Here is a 17,038-nt window from a genome sequence, read left to right on the forward strand (position 1 = left end):
GAAAATTTCTTGTTATGGGGAAGTACTCAAGTGGCTGAAGAGGCGCCCCTGCTAAGGGTGTAGGTCGTTAACGCGGCGCGAGGGTTCAAATCCCTCCTTCTCCGTAGCTTTATCAAAAAAATAAAAGCATGGTCCGTTGGTCAAGCGGTTAAGACACCGCCCTTTCACGGCGGTAACACGGGTTCGATTCCCGTACGGATCATTGTCATGGCCCTTAGGTCATAATATTATTATCGCGGGGTGGAGCAGTTGGCAGCTCGCCGGGCTCATAACCCGGAGGTCACAGGTTCAAGTCCTGTCCCCGCAATTGATTCTGATTTCAGTTGAATGAGGATCTACTATCGCGAATCCGATTCGCGTCATGCGCTTTTGAAGGGCCTATAGCTCAGCTGGTTAGAGCGCACGCCTGATAAGCGTGAGGTCGATGGTTCGAGTCCATTTAGGCCCATTTTTACTATCTTTATGGTCCGTTGGTCAAGCGGTTAAGACACCGCCCTTTCACGGCGGTAACACGGGTTCGATTCCCGTACGGATCATCATTGCAAAGCACTCTTTTGAGTGCTTTTTTCTTATACGTAAACAGGCAGCTGCACCAGTCGAAATCGACCGGTGCAGCTGCCTGTTTCTGTTATACCAAAAATAGTAAAGAATAGACCAGTGTGAAAAGAAAACCGTAGTTGGCCAGATATTGTTCAATTCTGAGGGTGCCTTGAAATCTCCTCTTGAATAAAGGAAAGACCAGTAGGGCGGACAAGCCGAATATGATGATGGCCCATAGCGAGCTGCTGAGATTCAATATTTGAAAGATTGCTGTCGCATAGGCAAGCAGGAAGGAAATCATTTTCAAAGATTTTGAGTGTTTCATCAGCAATTGTTGGTAATAAGTCATTGGGCGATCGCTGCCCGCAGTATTCTTGACCTGAATCTGTATCAAACCAAAGATATGGAATAGGATCAATGGAAGCAATTCGTATTGCAGCTGAAGTGGAATAAAGTTTGCCTGCGAGAAGAATGCTATGGACGAAAGGATGAGTATTTTGAAGAAAGGTCTAAGCAATATCTCGTAAAAAGTATTTGTCATACTGTACGGATAAAATTGTAAAATCGAGTAAACAAAATACAGCAAAAGAATGGCAGCCAGGATCAGGTTCGATAAAGAGAAAATGATGGTCAATGATCCGATCGATAGGATCCCGGAGAATAAAATCATTTTAAAGGGAAGTTTGGCGCCGGATTGTTCACTCTTTGAAAGGAGCCGTTCGAGGGCATGGGTAAACATCAGAAATAGATAAAGCATGGAAAGCAGCAGATAGTTGGGTCCGTTGAATGTCATTCCTCTCCATGCGCCGAAAAGAAGCAGCGTCAAAGGGGCTGTCAGCATCGCCAATAAGGTGTGGTTCATAAGATGCATGTATTTTTTCTTGATTGTCAGCATAATCTCTTCCTTCTTCATTAATGGGTACAGTCAGGGTATCAACTCATATATATTGCGCAAATTCATCATAGGGTAACGTCATTGCGATGTCAAGCTACTGAAGAGTCACAAGCGACCAGAAAATGTTTGGAGGAGTAATTTTTTGTGGGCACGATCCGTGGCGCAAAGATGAAATTCTCTTATTTTTTGTTGCTTTTTCGGCGATGATAGCGTATATTAGGTATGTTGCTTTTCAGAGGCTAATTGCAATATCCCGATAGGATTCACAATATGTGAAGACGCCTTGTAACCAAAAAATGGGGGAATGAAAAATGGTAGAAAAAAGATTATTTACTTCAGAGTCAGTAACGGAAGGTCATCCGGATAAAATTGCTGATCAAATCAGCGATGCAATTCTGGATACACTGTTGGCTGCTGATCCAAATGCGCGTGTTGCTTGCGAAACGATCGTCACGACAGGATTGGTAGTTGTCTTTGGTGAGATCACTACAAGCGCATACGTAAACATCCAACAGATTGTCCGCGATACTGTAACTGAAATTGGTTATACGCGTGGTAAATTCGGTTTTGATGCGGATAATTTAGCTGTGATGGTATCCTTGGACGAACAATCCGACGATATCGCAATCGGCGTCAACGAATCATTGGAACGCAGAGAGTCAGTGACTACGGATTACAATGAAATCGGTGCAGGGGACCAAGGTTTGATGTTCGGTTTTGCGATCAACGAAACGGAAGAACTGATGCCTTTACCTATTTCGCTTAGTCATAAGTTAGCGAAACGTCTATCTGAAGTCCGCAAAGACGGCACTTTGGAATATTTAAGACCGGACGGAAAAACGCAAGTTACCGTGGAATACGATGAGAACGGCAAACCGAAACGTGTGGACACAATCGTTTTGAGCACGCAACATGATGAGAATGTCACGTTGGAACAATTGAAAAAAGATATTTTGGAGCATGTCATCCATGCGGTCATCGACGATGCATTATTGGATGCCGACACTAAATATTTCATCAATCCGACAGGACGCTTCGTTATCGGCGGACCTAAAGGTGATTCCGGTCTGACAGGAAGAAAGATCATCGTTGACACTTATGGTGGGTATGCGCGTCATGGTGGCGGTGCGTTCTCAGGTAAGGATGCTACAAAAGTTGACCGTTCCGCAAGTTATGCGGCCCGTTACATCGCGAAGAACATTGTTGCCGCAGGATTAGCGACAAAATGCGAAATCCAATTGGCGTATGCTATCGGCGTTGCTGAACCTGTATCGATTGCGATCGACACATTCGGTACAAGCGAATATCCTGAGGCCACTTTGATCGAAGCGGTACGCAAAAACTTCAACTTGACGCCAGCAGGCATCATCCAAATGTTGGATTTGCGTCGCCCAATCTTTAAAAAGACTGCAGCTTACGGACATTTTGGCCGTGAAGATGCTGATTTCACTTGGGAAAAGACGGACAAAACAGAAGCTTTGCTTTCATATGTCCAAGCTGGCAAATAATTTAAAGCTCAAAACCACAAATAAAAAAAGGAAAGCGACCGGTATTTGCCGGAACGCTTTCCTTTTTTTCTATTTCCTAAATTTATGACTGAAGTCCACTGCGGACAATGACATCTTCCGCAACCTTAGTTCTGATATTGTGGATCCCTTGATAGGTATTGCGACGTTCCAACTCATGGTCGATTGCGTTCAGCACTTCCCACTTTTTCAGGCTCCACATCGGACCGACGAGGGTGTCCCGCGGTGCGTCACCGGTGATGCGGTGGATGACGATTTCTTGCGGAATGACTTCCAGCTGGTCGCAGACGAGTTCCACATATTCGTCTTTCTCCAGCAATCTTAGCCTGCCTTGATGATAGTCCCGAAGCATTTTGGTGTTTTTCATCAAATGCAGCAAATGAATCTTGATGCCTTGGATATCCGAATCCAGGATGACACGGTTGACGCTCTCCATCATCATGTCATGGGTTTCACCCGGAAGCCCATTGATGAGGTGGGTGCACACCGGTATATGATGCGCACGCAGTTCTTCGACTGCCTTCAGGTAGGTATCATAAGAATGTGCGCGGTTGATGATTTTGCTTGTTTCTTCATGGATGGTCTGAAGTCCCAATTCCACCCATATATAATAGCGCTTGTTCAGTTCAGCCAAGTATTCGATTGTTTCCGGCGGCAGGCAGTCCGGGCGCGTTGCGATCATGATGCCTACAATGCCTTCCTCGTTGACGACCTGTTCATAGCGGTGGCGCAGGATATCCACCGGTGCGTGCGTATTGGTGAAGTTCTGGAAATAGGCGATGTAGCTTTTCACATTCGGCCATTTTTTGTGCATCATGTCGATGCCTTTGCGCAATTGGACAGGCAGCGGATCGATCCGGTCTTGAGCAAAATCGCCGGAACCGGAAACGGTGCAGAAGGTGCAGCCGCCATGCGCGACTGTGCCGTCGCGGTTCGGGCAATCAAAACCGCCGTCGATGGCGACTTTGAAAATCTTTTCGCCAAAGTGTTGTTGCAGATGGTAATTCCATGTATGGTAACGTTTGTTTGTGTCGCTGTATAAAAATTGATTTGTCAATACTTTCACCTCACCATCCATTTTATCATGATTTTTGGCCAGTCAGTAGACTATTTGACAGCTTGTGTTACATTTAAAGGTAGGTCAAAGATAGAAAGGGCTTACTTTTAAGTAACGGAAAGGATTGTTACAGATTCATTTCAATTGTTAAATATTGAATATAGTTATTAAAGCCATTCAAAAATTTGGGAAACAAACATATAATAGACGTATTGGATGATTTTCTTAAAAGAAATTTAAATTATTTCCAGATTATTTTATTTGATAGAATGTTTTCACTGCCAAACGGCAGTATTTTGATACAGGGAGTGGTATATTTTGGTGTTATCCAGAAACGAACGCATCGACCAAAAGAAAAAAGAACAACTGATCAATTCTTTTATCACCACGAATAAAAGACTGAAACGCAGCGTAGCGGTGTTGAGCACATCGTTCTTTATGACAACTGTTGTGAAGCCAGTCCAAATGGCTTTGGCAGCAGAGACGACTACGCTTGGAACAACGGATACACAAGTATATTCCACTAATCCCTTTTTGAACCAGATCATCCCGTCCGCGACCGTAATCGCTGCGCAAAATGACCTGTACGCCTCCGTGATGATGGCCCAAGCCATTTTGGAAAGTGGCTGGGGTACAAGCACTTTATCGAAGGCTCCCAACTACAACCTGTTCGGTATCAAAGGGGAGTACAATGGCGAGTCCATCAATATGGAAACCTTGGAAGACAGCGGTGGGCAGAATTATTATTCCATCAACGCCGAATTCAGAAAATATCCCTCGTATGCGGAATCTCTGCAGGATTACGCAAATCTTCTCGCAAACGGGACCAGCTGGAATCCGACTTATTATGCCGGCGCTTGGAAGAGCAATGCAGCCACCTATCAGGACGCAACGGCTTACCTGACTGGCCGCTATGCAACTGATACAGCCTACAGCACCAAATTGAACAGAATCATTGCACAGTACGGCTTGGATCAATATGATAACTATCAACCTGTCATCGAGGAAGATGTTGAAGAACCGGATGCAGGCAATATCGATTTTGAAACGCCGACTGAAACTCCTGAGCTACCGACTGTGGAGCTTCCGGAGAATACAGACGAAGATACTACAGAACAAGAGACACCCACTGAACCTACAGAGGATGCGGAAGATGCTGTAACACCGACAACGCCAGAAACACCAGAAACTCCGATTCAAGCGGGGGATGCTGTCCATGTTGTCCAATCCGGCGACACGCTATACGCTATCGCTAAAAAATACGGGATTTCGTTAGTCGATCTGTTGTCACTGAATAAATTGAATTCCAATATGATCTATGTGGGTGACCGGCTGGTGCTGCCTGACAGTATCGTCGTTGAGGAAGAGACGCCTATGCAAGAGGTGGATGAAGAAACAACTACGCCAACCACACCAACCGAAACGCCATCAAATACGACAACTGCGTCCTATACGGTAGTCGCTGGCGATACCTTATACAAAATCGCTAATGCAAATGGCTTGACGATCAGTGAATTGAAGAGCTTGAATACTCTGACGAGCGATACCATTTACGTGGGCCAGAAGTTATTGTTGGGCAAAGCGGCAACGACTACTCCGGATACGACCGAAAACGGATCAAACAGCAATACGGGGCAAACGACCACCCAATCCTATACGGTAAAATCGGGAGACACACTGTGGTCGATTGCGAACGCGAACAGCATGACCGTTGCCGCATTGAAGACCGCAAACAGTCTGACGTCCGATGCGATCTATCCGGGTCAACTTTTGAAAACAACCGGTACTTCGACAGGCACTACAACGCCAACTACCGGAACGAATACGGGCACTACGGGAACCACTATCACAGGTGCTTTCATCAAACCGGCCAGCGGATACATTTCATCTCCATTCGGATACCGTACGTCTCCTATCAATGGGGCATTGGAATTCCATCGGGGCATCGATCTTGCAGGCAGCGGCAATATTTCCGCGTCGCAAGCAGGCGTTGTGGAAGTCGCCGCTTATCATTACAGCTACGGCAATTACGTCGTCATCAACCACGGGAAAATAAATGGCGTGACAATCAAAACCTTGTATGCGCATATGCAATCCGGTCTTTCGGTATCCGTAGGACAGACAGTCAGCCAAGGTCAAAAAATTGGCGTGATGGGAACTACCGGCAGTTCGACAGGCGTCCATCTGCATTTTGAAGTGCAGGAAAACGGTACAGTCGTCAATCCGGTGAACTACATCAATGGGACAACGGTGACACCTGGAGTCACAACACCAACGACACCGACAATTACGCCATCCACAGGCAGCAGCGTTGTTGTCGTGTCCGGAGATACTTTGTGGAAGATTGCGACCGCGAACGGATTGACGGTTGCCGAATTAAAAACGCTGAACAACCTGACTAGTGATGCGATCCTGACTGGGCAAACACTGCTCTTGAAGAGCGCGGCCACGGTAACGCCAACCACACCGACAACCCCGACAGTGACGCCGGGAACAACAAGCGGTAACGTAACGGTCGCATCAGGCGACACGCTTTGGAAAATCGCGAACGCAAACGGATTGAGCGTAACTGAACTGAAGGCGCTGAACAATCTGACGAGCGACGTCATCGTTCCAGGCCAAACATTGTTGCTTAAACAAACTACGACAACGCCGAGTGTGACACAACCGACGACACCAACAACACCAACAACACCAACAACACCGTCGACTGCAAGTACGATCACGGTAGCGTCAGGCGATACGCTTTGGAAAATCGCGAACGCCAACGGTTTGAGCGTATCGGCACTGAAAACATTGAACAGTCTGACTTCTGATATGATTGTTCCAGGGCAAGTGTTGACACTCAAGAGCACGACAGTCACTGCGCCAACCGTTACCCAGCCGACGACAACAGCGCCGACAACGTCCACCACGACGAGCACAATCACCGTGGCGACCGGCGATACGCTCTGGAAAATCGCGAATGCGAACGGCCTGACGGTAACTGAATTGAAGGCACTGAACAACCTGAGTTCCGATTATATTTATCCAGGTCAATCGTTGAAAGTGAAGGCCACAGTAACGACCGGGAATGCTTCTACAGTCGTAACGACGCCGGCTGTAACAACACCTTCTGTTCCGACTGTAACGAACAAAGTGTACACGGTCCAAAAAGGGGATACGCTCTATAAGATCGCATCCGCTAATGGCGTTTCGGTTGCCGACCTGAAGACTTGGAATAGTTTGAGCACGGATATCATTTTTGTGAACCAATCGCTGAAAGTGGCTGCAACAACAACTTCTGTGCAGGCAACAGCACCAACAACTAGTGCGCCTGCAGCATCCGCCAATTCGTATACCGTCGTAAAAGGCGACACTTTGTACAGCATTGCCAAGAAGAATGGTGTTAGCTTAGCAGCTTTGATCGAAGCGAATGATATCACGTCCAACGTCATTTATGTCGGGCAAGTCATCACTTTCTAAGTCATCAGCCGAATGATTATTGCAGGCATCAAGTCTTGATGAAATGAGTTTTATTTGTTAAAATAGCAGATGAATCAATTCATAACTGAAACAAACATAGAGAAGGATTAGTAGGGAGCAGCTTTTTTGAAGAGAGTGCATGGGTGGTGAAAATGCACAAAGAGCCTCTTGAACTCGCCTTTGAGTTGTTCCGCCGAAAGCATCAGTAAGCGGGACCGCATCGCTGCGTTACAGGCATGATAAGGAATGCAAAGACATTCAATATAGGTGGTACCACGAAAAACTCGTCCTATAGGCAGAACCAGTGATGGACGCTGCCTATGGGACTTTTTTTATGGCCAATCGCCTGTTTGGATGAATGAAAAGAAAAGGATGTTGCTGGAAATGGGTTATACGCATAAAACGATCGAGAAAAAATGGCAAAAATATTGGGCAGACAACCGCACCTTCAAAACGACCGAAGAGGGCGGGAAACCGAAATATTATGTATTGGATATGTTCCCTTACCCATCCGGCCAAGGCTTGCATGTAGGCCATCCGGAAGGCTACACGGCGACGGATATCGTTGCCCGCGCAAAACGCGCACAAGGTTTTAACGTATTGCATCCGATGGGTTGGGATGCTTTCGGATTGCCGGCTGAGCAATATGCGTTGGACACCGGTAATGATCCGGCTGATTTTACCGAGCTTAACATCAAGACTTTCAAACGCCAGATCCAATCATTGGGATTCAGCTATGACTGGAGCCGCGAAATCAATACGACGGATCCAAGCTACTACAAATGGACGCAATGGATCTTCACAAAATTGTACGAACAAGGTTTGGCCTATGAGGCGGAAGTTTCCGTCAACTGGTGTCCGGCGCTGGGTACCGTCCTTGCCAACGAAGAAGTCGTCGACGGCGTCAGCGAACGTGGTGGCCATCCGGTCTACCGTAAACCGATGAGACAGTGGATGCTGAAAATCACTGCCTATGCAGAACGCCTGCTGGACGATCTGGAATTGGTGGACTGGCCTGAAAGCATCAAAGAGATGCAACGGAACTGGATCGGACGTTCGGAAGGTTCGAACGTCACTTTCAAGATCAAAGATACGGATAAAGACTTCACGGTCTTCACGACCAGACCGGACACGTTATACGGTGCTACCTATGCGGTTATGGCGCCTGAATTGCCATTGGTGAAGGAAATCATGTCAGGTCAGCAAGCCGAAGCCGTTGAAGCTTACATCGATTCCATTTCACTGAAGAGCGATCTTGACCGTACGGAGCTTGCGAAAGAAAAGACCGGCGTATTCACTGGCGCTTATGCGATCAATCCGGTGAACGGCAAAGAAATCCCGATCTGGATTGCCGACTATGTATTGGCGACATACGGAACCGGCGCCATCATGGCTGTACCTGCCCATGACACCCGCGACTATGAATTTGCCAAAACATTCGATTTGGAGATCATTCCGGTTCTTGAAGGCGGGAACGTCGAAGAGGAAGCCTATACGGAAGATGGTTTGCACATAAATTCCGATTTCCTGAACGGATTGGATAAAGCGACAGGGATTTTGAAGATGAATGACTGGTTGTCCGAAAACGGACTGGGCGAAAAAGTGATTTCCTATCGTCTGCGCGATTGGTTGTTCTCGAGACAGAGATATTGGGGCGAACCAATCCCAGTCATCCACTGGGAAGATGGCACATCGACTACGGTTCCTGAGAATGAACTGCCATTGCTGTTGCCGAAGACCGATCAAGTGAAACCGAGCGGCACTGGGGAATCCCCGCTTGCCGTCATCGCTGAATGGGTCAATGTTGTCGATCCTGTCACGGGTATGAAAGGCAGACGCGAGACCAACACAATGCCGCAATGGGCAGGCAGCTCATGGTACTTCCTGCGCTTCATGGATCCGCATAACCGCAACGACCTTGCTTCAAAAGAAAGACTGGACTATTGGCAGAACGTCGATCTTTATATCGGTGGTGCTGAACATGCGGTGCTTCATCTGCTGTATGCGCGCTTCTGGCATAAATTCCTTTACGATATCGGCATCGTCCCGACGAAAGAGCCATTCCAAAAATTGTACAACCAAGGCATGATCCTGGGCGAAAACAATGAAAAAATGTCCAAATCCAAAGGGAATGTCGTCAATCCGGATGACATCGTGGAAAGATATGGCGCAGATACACTCCGCATGTACGAAATGTTCATGGGACCGTTGGATGCATCATCGACATGGAGTGAAGGCGGCATCGAAGGCAGCCGCAAGTTCCTGGATCGCATTTGGCGCCTGCTTTTGGATGAAAATGATAAGATGCGCGACCGCATCACAACCATCAATACGCATGAATTGGACAAGGTTTACCATCAGACAGTCAAGAAGGTAACCGAGGATTACGATAATCTGCACTTCAATACGGCAATCTCGCAAATGATGATTTTCATCAATGAAGCCTACAAAGTGGATGCATTGCCGTTCGAATACGTCACTGGCTTTGTTCAATTGCTTGCTCCGGTCGCGCCTCACTTCGGTGAAGAGCTTTGGGTGAAACTGGGCAAACCGGAAGGCATTTCCTACGTTGCATGGCCAACTTATGATGAATCTTTCCTTGTCGAAGACGAGATCGAAGTCGTTTTCCAGATCAATGGTAAAGTGAAAACAAAAGAAATGGTTCCCTCTGATATTTCCAATGATGACATGATCGCATTGGCATTGGAAAACAGTGTCATCAAGGAAGGCATCGAAGGCAAAACCGTCAGAAAAACCATCGCCATCCCAGGTAGATTGGTCAATATTGTAGCGAATTAATCTGAAATAATAAAGAGAACGCACACCCCCAACTCTGACGGGGTGTGCGTTCTCTTTATTATGTGTGTTCTTTTAAATAGGCTTCTGCGGACATACTTAAGGGATGATCAACACTTGGCCGACACGGATAAGATTCGGATTGGTTATGCCGTTAGCATTCACGAGTTGCGTGATGGTTACGCCATAACGAAGCGCGATCGCATATAAAGTATCCCCGGCTTTGACTGTATAGGACGTTCCGGTTGTCGGTGTAGTTGGAGTCGTCGGCGTTCCGGTGCCAGGTATCGTCAATACCTGGCCGATACTGATCAGATTGGCGTTCGCGATGTTATTGGCGGTAACGATCTGTTGGACCGTCACGCCATACCGCAAGGCGATGGCATACAAGGTATCCCCGGCTTTGACTGTGTAAGTTGTTCCGGTCGTCGGCGTTGTAGGAGTCGTAGGTGTTGTCGGCGTGCTTGTTCCCGGAATCGTCAACACTTGTCCGACGCGGATCAGGTTGGCGTTTGTGATGCCATTTGCATTAACGATCGCTTGGACCGTCACACCATACCGCAAGGCGATGGCATACAGGGTATCCCCGGCTTTGACTGTATAGGATGTGCCGGTCGTCGGCGTTGTAGGAGTCGTAGGTGTTGTCGGCGTGCCTGTTCCCGGAATCGTCAACACTTGTCCGACGCGGATCAGGTTGGCGTTTGTGATGCCATTGGCGTTAACGATCGCTTGGACCGTCACACCATACCGCAAGGCGATTGCATAAAGGGTGTCACCCGCTTGGACGGTGTAGTTGGTTCCTGAACCTGTTCCCGGCGTGCTTGTGGTGTTCATTAGCTGAGAAAGGGTCACGAACGAGTAGCCCATCGCACGCAGCTGATTGATCATGTTCGGCAATGCGGCAGTTGTCCCATTTGCGCCGTATCCGGCATGCAGCAATACGATGGCTCCCGGTACGACGTTGTTGATGACGCGGTTGTAGATGTCAGTGGCTGAATTGCCTGTCCAGTCGAGCGAGTCGATTGTCCACTGGAATGTGTAAGTATATCCGGCGTTTCCGACAGTTTGCAGGACGGTACTGTTATAGGATCCGAAAGGAGCGCGGAAAAATGGTTTTGTGCTCTTGCCGGTGAGGTTTGCGATGATTGTTTCGGTTCGGTTGAGTTGGTTTGTCATCTCGGTTGTCGATACGGTTGTGAAATCCGGATGATTATAGGAGTGGTTTCCGATGTCATGGCCAGCTGCGACAATGTTCTTGATTGCCTGTGGATGATTTTCAGCACCTTGACCAGTGAGGAAGAAAGTGGCTTTTACATTATTGGCTGATAATGTGTTCAGAATTGATTGGATATAATATCCGTCCGATCCATCATCAAACGTTAAGGCAACAACCTTATTGGATGTAGAACCTTGGTAAATAATCTGCGAGGTAGCAGCCAAAGCAGGAGTTGCCGAAAAGGTGAAGAAAAGCAGGAGCGAAAGGATGACTCCGAATAAATGTCTGAACCCCTTTCTTGAGGTGTTCATTTTTATTCCTCTTTTCTATTGCAGCCTGTGCGACACGGTTGACGTGACAGCGTTGAAAGCCAAGTGCCTGTGAATTGTGATTTTGGCAAAAAAATGGATTGGCTCAGTTCTTTCCCACACTTACATTTTACCATAAACGTTTAGGTGATGGTATGAAAACGCATGCAAACAGATGGGCGGTTAGCCTGGAAATGTCAGGGATTATTCTGAAATTGTTAGGATTTTGCAAAATAAGACTGCTATAGATTGAAAAAACCCGGATTTTTGGTAAAATACTTGAGTGATGGTATTATTATCTTTCGTTCATCGGGAAGAAAGCAGGTTGCAAATGTCAACAGATAGAAAAATTAACGAAGAAAATGAAACAACCAACAATAAGATGGTGCAGGGGACTTTTTGGATGACTTTCGGGAGCATTTTTTCCCGCTTGATCGGCGCTCTCTACATCATCCCATGGAATGCCTTGATGGGCTCGACGGATGCGGCCAACACGGCCAATGCCCTTTATTCGATAGGCTACACACCTTATCAGCTGTTCCTTTCGATCGGGATAGCAGGCTTCCCTGCAGCGATGTCCAAGCAGGTGGCCCAATACAATGCAAAAAATCAATATCGCACCGGTATCGACATCTTCAAGAAGAGCATGTTCTTCATGATTTTGACGGGCGCCGTCAGTGCCGCATTGATGTACGGTTTGGCACCGTTGATCGCTGAGAACAGCCCGGCAGCTTCGCCTGAAGACGGAGCATTGGTTATTCGGGCGTTGGCTCCGGCTTTATTGCTGGTGCCAGGCATGAGTTTGATGCGCGGTTTTTTCCAGGGCTATCAGGATATGGTGCCTTCAGCGATCTCGCAAGTGTTCGAACAGGTCGGCAGGGTAATCTACATTCTGGGAGCCACCTACATTGTGATGCAACTTCTGGATGGCAGCATCGCCACAGCTGTTGCGCATTCCACTTTCGCGGCGTTGGTGGGCGCGATTGTTGCAACCATCATCCTACTTTTTTATTACAAAAAGAAAATGGCCGAATATCAGCCATTGATCGCCAACAGTGAACCTTCCAGCAACATCCAGACCACTGCGGCCATCAAGAGCATGTTGCAGGAATCGATCCCGTTCATCCTGATCGGCTCAGGCATCACTTTCGCTAAGCTGATCGATCAAGTGACGTTCAAACCGATGATGGAGAACCTGACGAGCTACTCCGGCAAAGAAATCGAAGATCTTTTCGGACTGTTCAGTTTCAACGCCGACAAATTGATCATGATCATCGTTTCCTTGGCGGTCGGAATGGCCACAGCCGCGGTTCCACTGATTGCTGCCGAGTTCACGAAAGGAAACTTCCGTGTGCTGCAGAGCCAGGTGAGGGAGATCATCCAATTGTTCGCTTTCATCATGCTGCCGGCATCATTGGGGATGATGATCGTTTCAGAACCGATTTACAACGTGTTCTATCCGCTTCATCCGGTAGGTCCTACGCTATTGGCGGTATCGGCTCTGATGAGCATCGTTTTGGGTCTGTTCACGGTTCTCGGGTCGATTTTGCAGTCTTTGAGCCGACATAAGACAATGATCTCCTATCTGCTGGTTGGGCTTGCGGTCAAAGTGCTCATGCAGTATCCGATGTTGGCTTTGTTCGATACGGCAGGCGCATTGGTTGCGACGACGATCGGATTCATCGTGACTGTGCTGTTGAGCGGTTGGAAAATCTATCACCTGACCCATTTCGGGCTGGTTGACACATTGCGGAAAACCGGGAAAATTTTGGCAGTCGCCTTGGTCATGACGGCCTGCGCGTTTATCGCCTTGAAAGCCAGCATGCTGGTCATTCCGATCGATCGCAAGTTGACGGCACTTGTGGTTGTCGCCATCGTAGCGGCAGTCGGAGGCTTCGTCTACTTGTTCCTGACCCTGAAATTACGCATCGCTGATGACATTTTGGGCGCCAAAGCAAACGGCCTGCGCAGAAAAATGCGCATCAAATAAAATAAACAAAACCGAAAAGCAGCCTTAGTGGGTGCTTTTTGGTTTATAAGGGAGAAAAAATATGCGTTTGGATAAACTGCTGTCGAATTCCGGATTCGGATCGAGAAAAGAAGTCAAAGTGTTATTGAAAAAGAAATGGGTGACGGTCAATGGGGAAATTGAAACGAAAGCCGAAGCCAAAGTGGACAGCGAAAAGGACACAATTCTGGTCGGTGGTGATCCTGTCAGCTATCAGGAATACATTTACCTGATGATGAATAAGCCACAGGGCGTCCTCAGTGCGACGGAGGATAATCACCAAAAGACGGTCATCGACCTGTTGGCTTTCGAACTGCATCAGCAGGAACTCTTTCCCGTGGGCCGACTGGACAAGGATACGGAAGGGTTGCTGCTGTTGACGAACGATGGCCAATTGGCGCATTTCCTGCTGTCACCGAAACGGCATGTGGACAAGGTCTACTTCGCGGAAGTAGCCGGACGGATGACGGAAGAAGACCAAAAAGCCTTTACTGAAGGACTCATACTGGAAGATGGTTACCGTTGCCTGCCGGCAAAACTGGAGCTCCTGCGCTATGATGAAGAAAAGGATTGTTCAGAGGTGGAAATCACGATCAAAGAAGGGAAGTTCCATCAAGTGAAACGGATGGTACTGGCCTGCGGGAAAGAGGTCACTTTCCTGAAAAGGTTGACAATGGGGCCTTTGCATTTGGATGAGCAATTGGCAAAAGGGGACTATCGCCCATTGCGCGATGAGGAACTTGCAGCATTGCGGGAACATCTGCCGGAGTCGATTAAAAAAGGCTAAGAAATTGTGGGTTGTTGGGCCTAAATACCAAGCTTTTATTTGGTTATTTTGCCAAAAATGATATGATGATAGCATGATATTTTAAGTTAGGATGTGTGCGTATGGAAATCAATTGGAAAAAAGAAGTGGAAGTCAGAAAAACGGAACTGCTCGAGGATTTGTTCACATTATTGCGGATCGACAGTGTGCGGGACGATTCGAAAATAACCCCTGATGCCCCGGTCGGACCAGGCCCTAAAGAAGCTCTTGAAGCTTTCTTGGCTATCGGCGAACGCGACGGTTTCATCACGAAAAATGTCGGCAATCTGGCTGGACATATCGAATTCGGCGAAGGCGAAGAATTGATGGGCGTATTCGGCCACGTCGATGTTGTCCCTACCGGAACTGGTTGGGATACGGATCCCTTCGTGCCTGTCATCATCGATGACCGCATCTACGCCCGCGGATCCAGCGATGACAAGGGGCCTACGATGGCAGCTTATTATGCATTGAAGATCATCCGCGACCTGAAATTGCCGATCTCCAAAAAGGTCCGCGTCATCATCGGCACGGATGAAGAGAGCGGCTGGAAATGCATGGACCACTATCTTGAAAACGAACGGATTCCGGATTTCGGTTTTTCTCCGGATGCCGAGTTCCCGATCATCAATGGTGAAAAAGGCATGCAGACATTCATGGTCCAATTCAGAGGCGACAACAAAGGCGGCAAGAACGAGCTATTGAGCTTTGATGCAGGCCTGCGCGAAAACATGGTCCCTCAGGATGCGACTGCCGTATTCATCAGCCCGGAGGTCGACAAAATTGAGCAGGCATTCGCTGCTTTCCTTGAAAACAATCCGGTCAAAGGAACGATTTCTGTGGAAGGCGACCAAGTAACTGTCGAATTGATCGGTAAAGCCGCTCACGGCATGAATCCGGCTGCCGGCGTGAACGCGGGCACTTATCTTGCCACTTTCCTGAACAAATTCAACTTCGGCGGACAAGCGGCCACTTTCCTCGAATTGATCGCGGACCGCATCCACCTGCAGCATGATGCACAGAAATTGAACTTGGCTTACACGGATTCGGTCATGGGCGGATTGACCATGAATGCCGGCATTTTCACCTTCACACCTACAACCGGCGGCGAAGTGGCTTTGAACTTCCGTTACCCGCAAGGGGTTTCCGAAGAAGGCATCGAAATCAAGTTGGAAGCGGCATTGGCTTCTTATGGCGTGACGATCGCAAAAGGCGGACACGGCAAATTGCCGCATTACGTCCCTGCTGACGATCCGTTGGTCAAAACGTTGTTGGCTGTCTACGAAAAACATACAGGCCTGAAGGGGCATGAACAATCCATCGGCGGCGGAACCTACGGACGCCTGTTGGAACGCGGCGTTGCCTATGGCGCGATGTTCCCCGACAGCATCGATACGATGCACCAAGCGAACGAATTCATCGCTCTGGATGATCTATTCCGCGCGACCGCCATCTACGCGGATGCCATGTACGAGCTATTGAAATAAATATACTATTTAATAGTTTTATACCGTTAAAAAAACAGAAATGCTGTTCAATCAGCATTTCTGTTTTTTGGTATATCCACCTCAGGCCGATTCGTCATCCCGAAAAATTCCTTCTTCTGGAAATTTCAAAGGGCGCGTAAAGGACAGCCCAGACGATGACGATGGATCCGAGGACCGCAATCAAGTAGCCGGGTGTTCCCAGCCATTTGTCGAAAAGTACTAGTATCGTCCCTGTTTCTATTTGGTTCAGGAACATATAATTGCTGCCGATTGTTTGGTTGACCCAGAAAGCTATGCCGACGAAAGGCGCTGCCAAGTAGATGGAATACGGTAAGTTTTTGATATCCGGATGAAAGCCATCACCGAACACAAAAAGCAAAGGAAGCAGAATCAGCAGTAGGTGTGTCAGAGTATATTCCACAAAATTGAAACTTAAAAGAGGATAAGGCCCCAGATTAGGATTTGCCATGGCAACCAATCCGCCCGGCAAACTGATTCCATACATGAATTCTTGCAACAGCCGATTGTTTGAAAAAACAGCGGCCGTCCCCACTATTGCCGATACGCTGCAGAGGTGCAACGGAAGCAACAGATTTAAAAAGAAGGAAAAATCACCGAAAAAGGCACACCAAATCCAGCGCGAAAAATAAAGCATAACCAATAAGGCAACTATCGTTATTTTTGTATTTCTTCGCACAAAATCAGCCTGCTTGCGATAGAGCTGAATTATCAAAAAGATGATGATAAAAGATAGGATAAGGACAATAATATGAGCTGAGCTGAATGTTCCCACGCCCATCCCGCTTGGCAAATCTGATTCAAAAGTCCAAAAGTATGACATGCTTACACCCTCTTTCGCGAATGAAGTGGACTATTTTCTGAAGGGTATTTTGTTCGCCCTAATTTTACCGTTCATGATGGTTATACACCATATA

The 17,038-nt window shown here is 47.6% G+C and carries 10 protein-coding genes, 5 tRNA genes, 1 riboswitch and 1 other annotated feature; of the genes, 11 read left to right on the forward strand and 4 right to left on the reverse strand.

The genetic code is table 11. The features are described from left to right. Positions 1–16 precede the first annotated feature (16 nt). The 5 genes from PH235_RS00005 (at position 17) to PH235_RS00025 (ending at position 536) form a co-directional block, all read left to right on the forward strand. Positions 17–104, forward strand: a tRNA-Ser gene (locus tag PH235_RS00005). A gap of 26 nt (positions 105–130) precedes the next feature. Continuing rightward, positions 131–202 (forward strand) — tRNA-Glu (locus PH235_RS00010). 32 nt (positions 203–234) lie between these two features. Further along, a tRNA-Met gene (locus tag PH235_RS00015) sits at positions 235–307 on the forward strand. 67 nt (positions 308–374) lie between these two features. Continuing rightward, positions 375–448: transfer RNA gene (locus PH235_RS00020), tRNA-Ile, on the forward strand. Between the two features lie 16 nt (positions 449–464). Continuing rightward, a tRNA-Glu gene (locus tag PH235_RS00025) sits at positions 465–536 on the forward strand. Between the two features lie 92 nt (positions 537–628). Here PH235_RS00025 and PH235_RS00030 read toward each other — a convergent pair. After that, positions 629–1,435 carry a hypothetical protein gene (locus tag PH235_RS00030; RefSeq protein ID WP_272160392.1) on the reverse strand — a complete coding sequence of 269 codons (807 nt, stop codon included), beginning with the start codon at positions 1,433–1,435 and terminating at the stop codon, positions 629–631. Positions 1,436–1,673: 238 nt separating this feature from the next. Next, positions 1,674–1,749, forward strand: a riboswitch (SMK box riboswitch). Between PH235_RS00030 and metK the strand changes: the two genes are divergently transcribed. Continuing rightward, the gene (gene metK / locus PH235_RS00035) at positions 1,747–2,943 is read left to right on the forward strand and encodes a methionine adenosyltransferase (protein WP_106450954.1); all 1,197 of its coding nucleotides are present in this window, start codon (positions 1,747–1,749) and stop codon (positions 2,941–2,943) included. It overlaps the preceding riboswitch by 3 nt. Before the next feature lie 82 nt (positions 2,944–3,025). Here the strand turns inward: metK and PH235_RS00040 are convergent, their stop codons facing one another. Beyond that, the gene (locus PH235_RS00040) at positions 3,026–4,018 is read right to left on the reverse strand and encodes a TIGR01212 family radical SAM protein (protein WP_272160395.1); all 993 of its coding nucleotides are present in this window, start codon (positions 4,016–4,018) and stop codon (positions 3,026–3,028) included. A 321-nt stretch (positions 4,019–4,339) separates the two neighbouring features. Here PH235_RS00040 and PH235_RS00045 point away from each other — a divergent pair, with 321 nt between their 5' ends. Both PH235_RS00045 and leuS read left to right on the forward strand, forming a co-directional pair. After that, the gene (locus PH235_RS00045) at positions 4,340–7,483 is read left to right on the forward strand and encodes a LysM peptidoglycan-binding domain-containing protein (RefSeq protein ID WP_272161022.1); all 3,144 of its coding nucleotides are present in this window, start codon (positions 4,340–4,342) and stop codon (positions 7,481–7,483) included. An 88-nt stretch (positions 7,484–7,571) separates the two neighbouring features. After that, positions 7,572–7,778, forward strand: a binding site (T-box leader). An 89-nt stretch (positions 7,779–7,867) separates the two neighbouring features. Beyond that, positions 7,868–10,282: a leucine--tRNA ligase gene (leuS, locus tag PH235_RS00050; RefSeq protein ID WP_272160396.1), complete on the forward strand. Its 2,415-nt coding sequence runs from the start codon at positions 7,868–7,870 to the stop codon at positions 10,280–10,282. Between the two features lie 96 nt (positions 10,283–10,378). On the opposite strand, the gene PH235_RS00055 is transcribed toward leuS, so the two are convergent. Continuing rightward, positions 10,379–11,806: a LysM peptidoglycan-binding domain-containing protein gene (locus tag PH235_RS00055; protein WP_272160397.1), complete on the reverse strand. Its 1,428-nt coding sequence runs from the start codon at positions 11,804–11,806 to the stop codon at positions 10,379–10,381. A 328-nt stretch (positions 11,807–12,134) separates the two neighbouring features. Here PH235_RS00055 and PH235_RS00060 point away from each other — a divergent pair, with 328 nt between their 5' ends. From PH235_RS00060 to pepV, 3 genes are all read left to right on the forward strand, one after another. Beyond that, positions 12,135–13,793, forward strand: coding sequence for a putative polysaccharide biosynthesis protein (locus PH235_RS00060; RefSeq protein ID WP_272160398.1), 1,659 nt, complete (start codon positions 12,135–12,137; stop codon positions 13,791–13,793). A 61-nt stretch (positions 13,794–13,854) separates the two neighbouring features. Next, positions 13,855–14,598 carry a pseudouridine synthase gene (locus PH235_RS00065; protein ID WP_272160399.1) on the forward strand — a complete coding sequence of 248 codons (744 nt, stop codon included), beginning with the start codon at positions 13,855–13,857 and terminating at the stop codon, positions 14,596–14,598. Positions 14,599–14,699: 101 nt separating this feature from the next. Further along, complete coding sequence (gene pepV, locus PH235_RS00070) at positions 14,700–16,103, forward strand: dipeptidase PepV (RefSeq protein WP_272160400.1); 1,404 nt, start codon at positions 14,700–14,702, stop codon at positions 16,101–16,103. Positions 16,104–16,197: 94 nt separating this feature from the next. Here the strand turns inward: pepV and PH235_RS00075 are convergent, their stop codons facing one another. Beyond that, positions 16,198–16,944 (reverse strand): TMEM164-related integral membrane acyltransferase, encoded by a 747-nt coding sequence (locus PH235_RS00075; RefSeq protein ID WP_272160401.1) that lies wholly within the window; start codon positions 16,942–16,944, stop codon positions 16,198–16,200. Positions 16,945–17,038: the final 94 nt, after the last annotated feature.

Source organism: Trichococcus sp. K1Tr, from assembly GCF_028309625.1.
Taxonomy (GTDB): domain Bacteria; phylum Bacillota; class Bacilli; order Lactobacillales; family Aerococcaceae; genus Trichococcus.

Coding starts and splice junctions, on each gene's coding strand:
- PH235_RS00030 (WP_272160392.1), bottom strand. CDS start 1,435: ATGCTGACAATCAAGAAAAAATACATGCATCTTATGAACCACACCTTA.
- metK (WP_106450954.1), top strand. CDS start 1,747: ATGGTAGAAAAAAGATTATTTACTTCAGAGTCAGTAACGGAAGGTCAT.
- leuS (WP_272160396.1), top strand. CDS start 7,868: ATGGGTTATACGCATAAAACGATCGAGAAAAAATGGCAAAAATATTGG.
- PH235_RS00055 (WP_272160397.1), bottom strand. CDS start 11,806: ATGAACACCTCAAGAAAGGGGTTCAGACATTTATTCGGAGTCATCCTT.
- PH235_RS00060 (WP_272160398.1), top strand. CDS start 12,135: ATGTCAACAGATAGAAAAATTAACGAAGAAAATGAAACAACCAACAAT.
- PH235_RS00065 (WP_272160399.1), top strand. CDS start 13,855: ATGCGTTTGGATAAACTGCTGTCGAATTCCGGATTCGGATCGAGAAAA.
- pepV (WP_272160400.1), top strand. CDS start 14,700: ATGGAAATCAATTGGAAAAAAGAAGTGGAAGTCAGAAAAACGGAACTG.
- PH235_RS00075 (WP_272160401.1), bottom strand. CDS start 16,944: ATGTCATACTTTTGGACTTTTGAATCAGATTTGCCAAGCGGGATGGGC.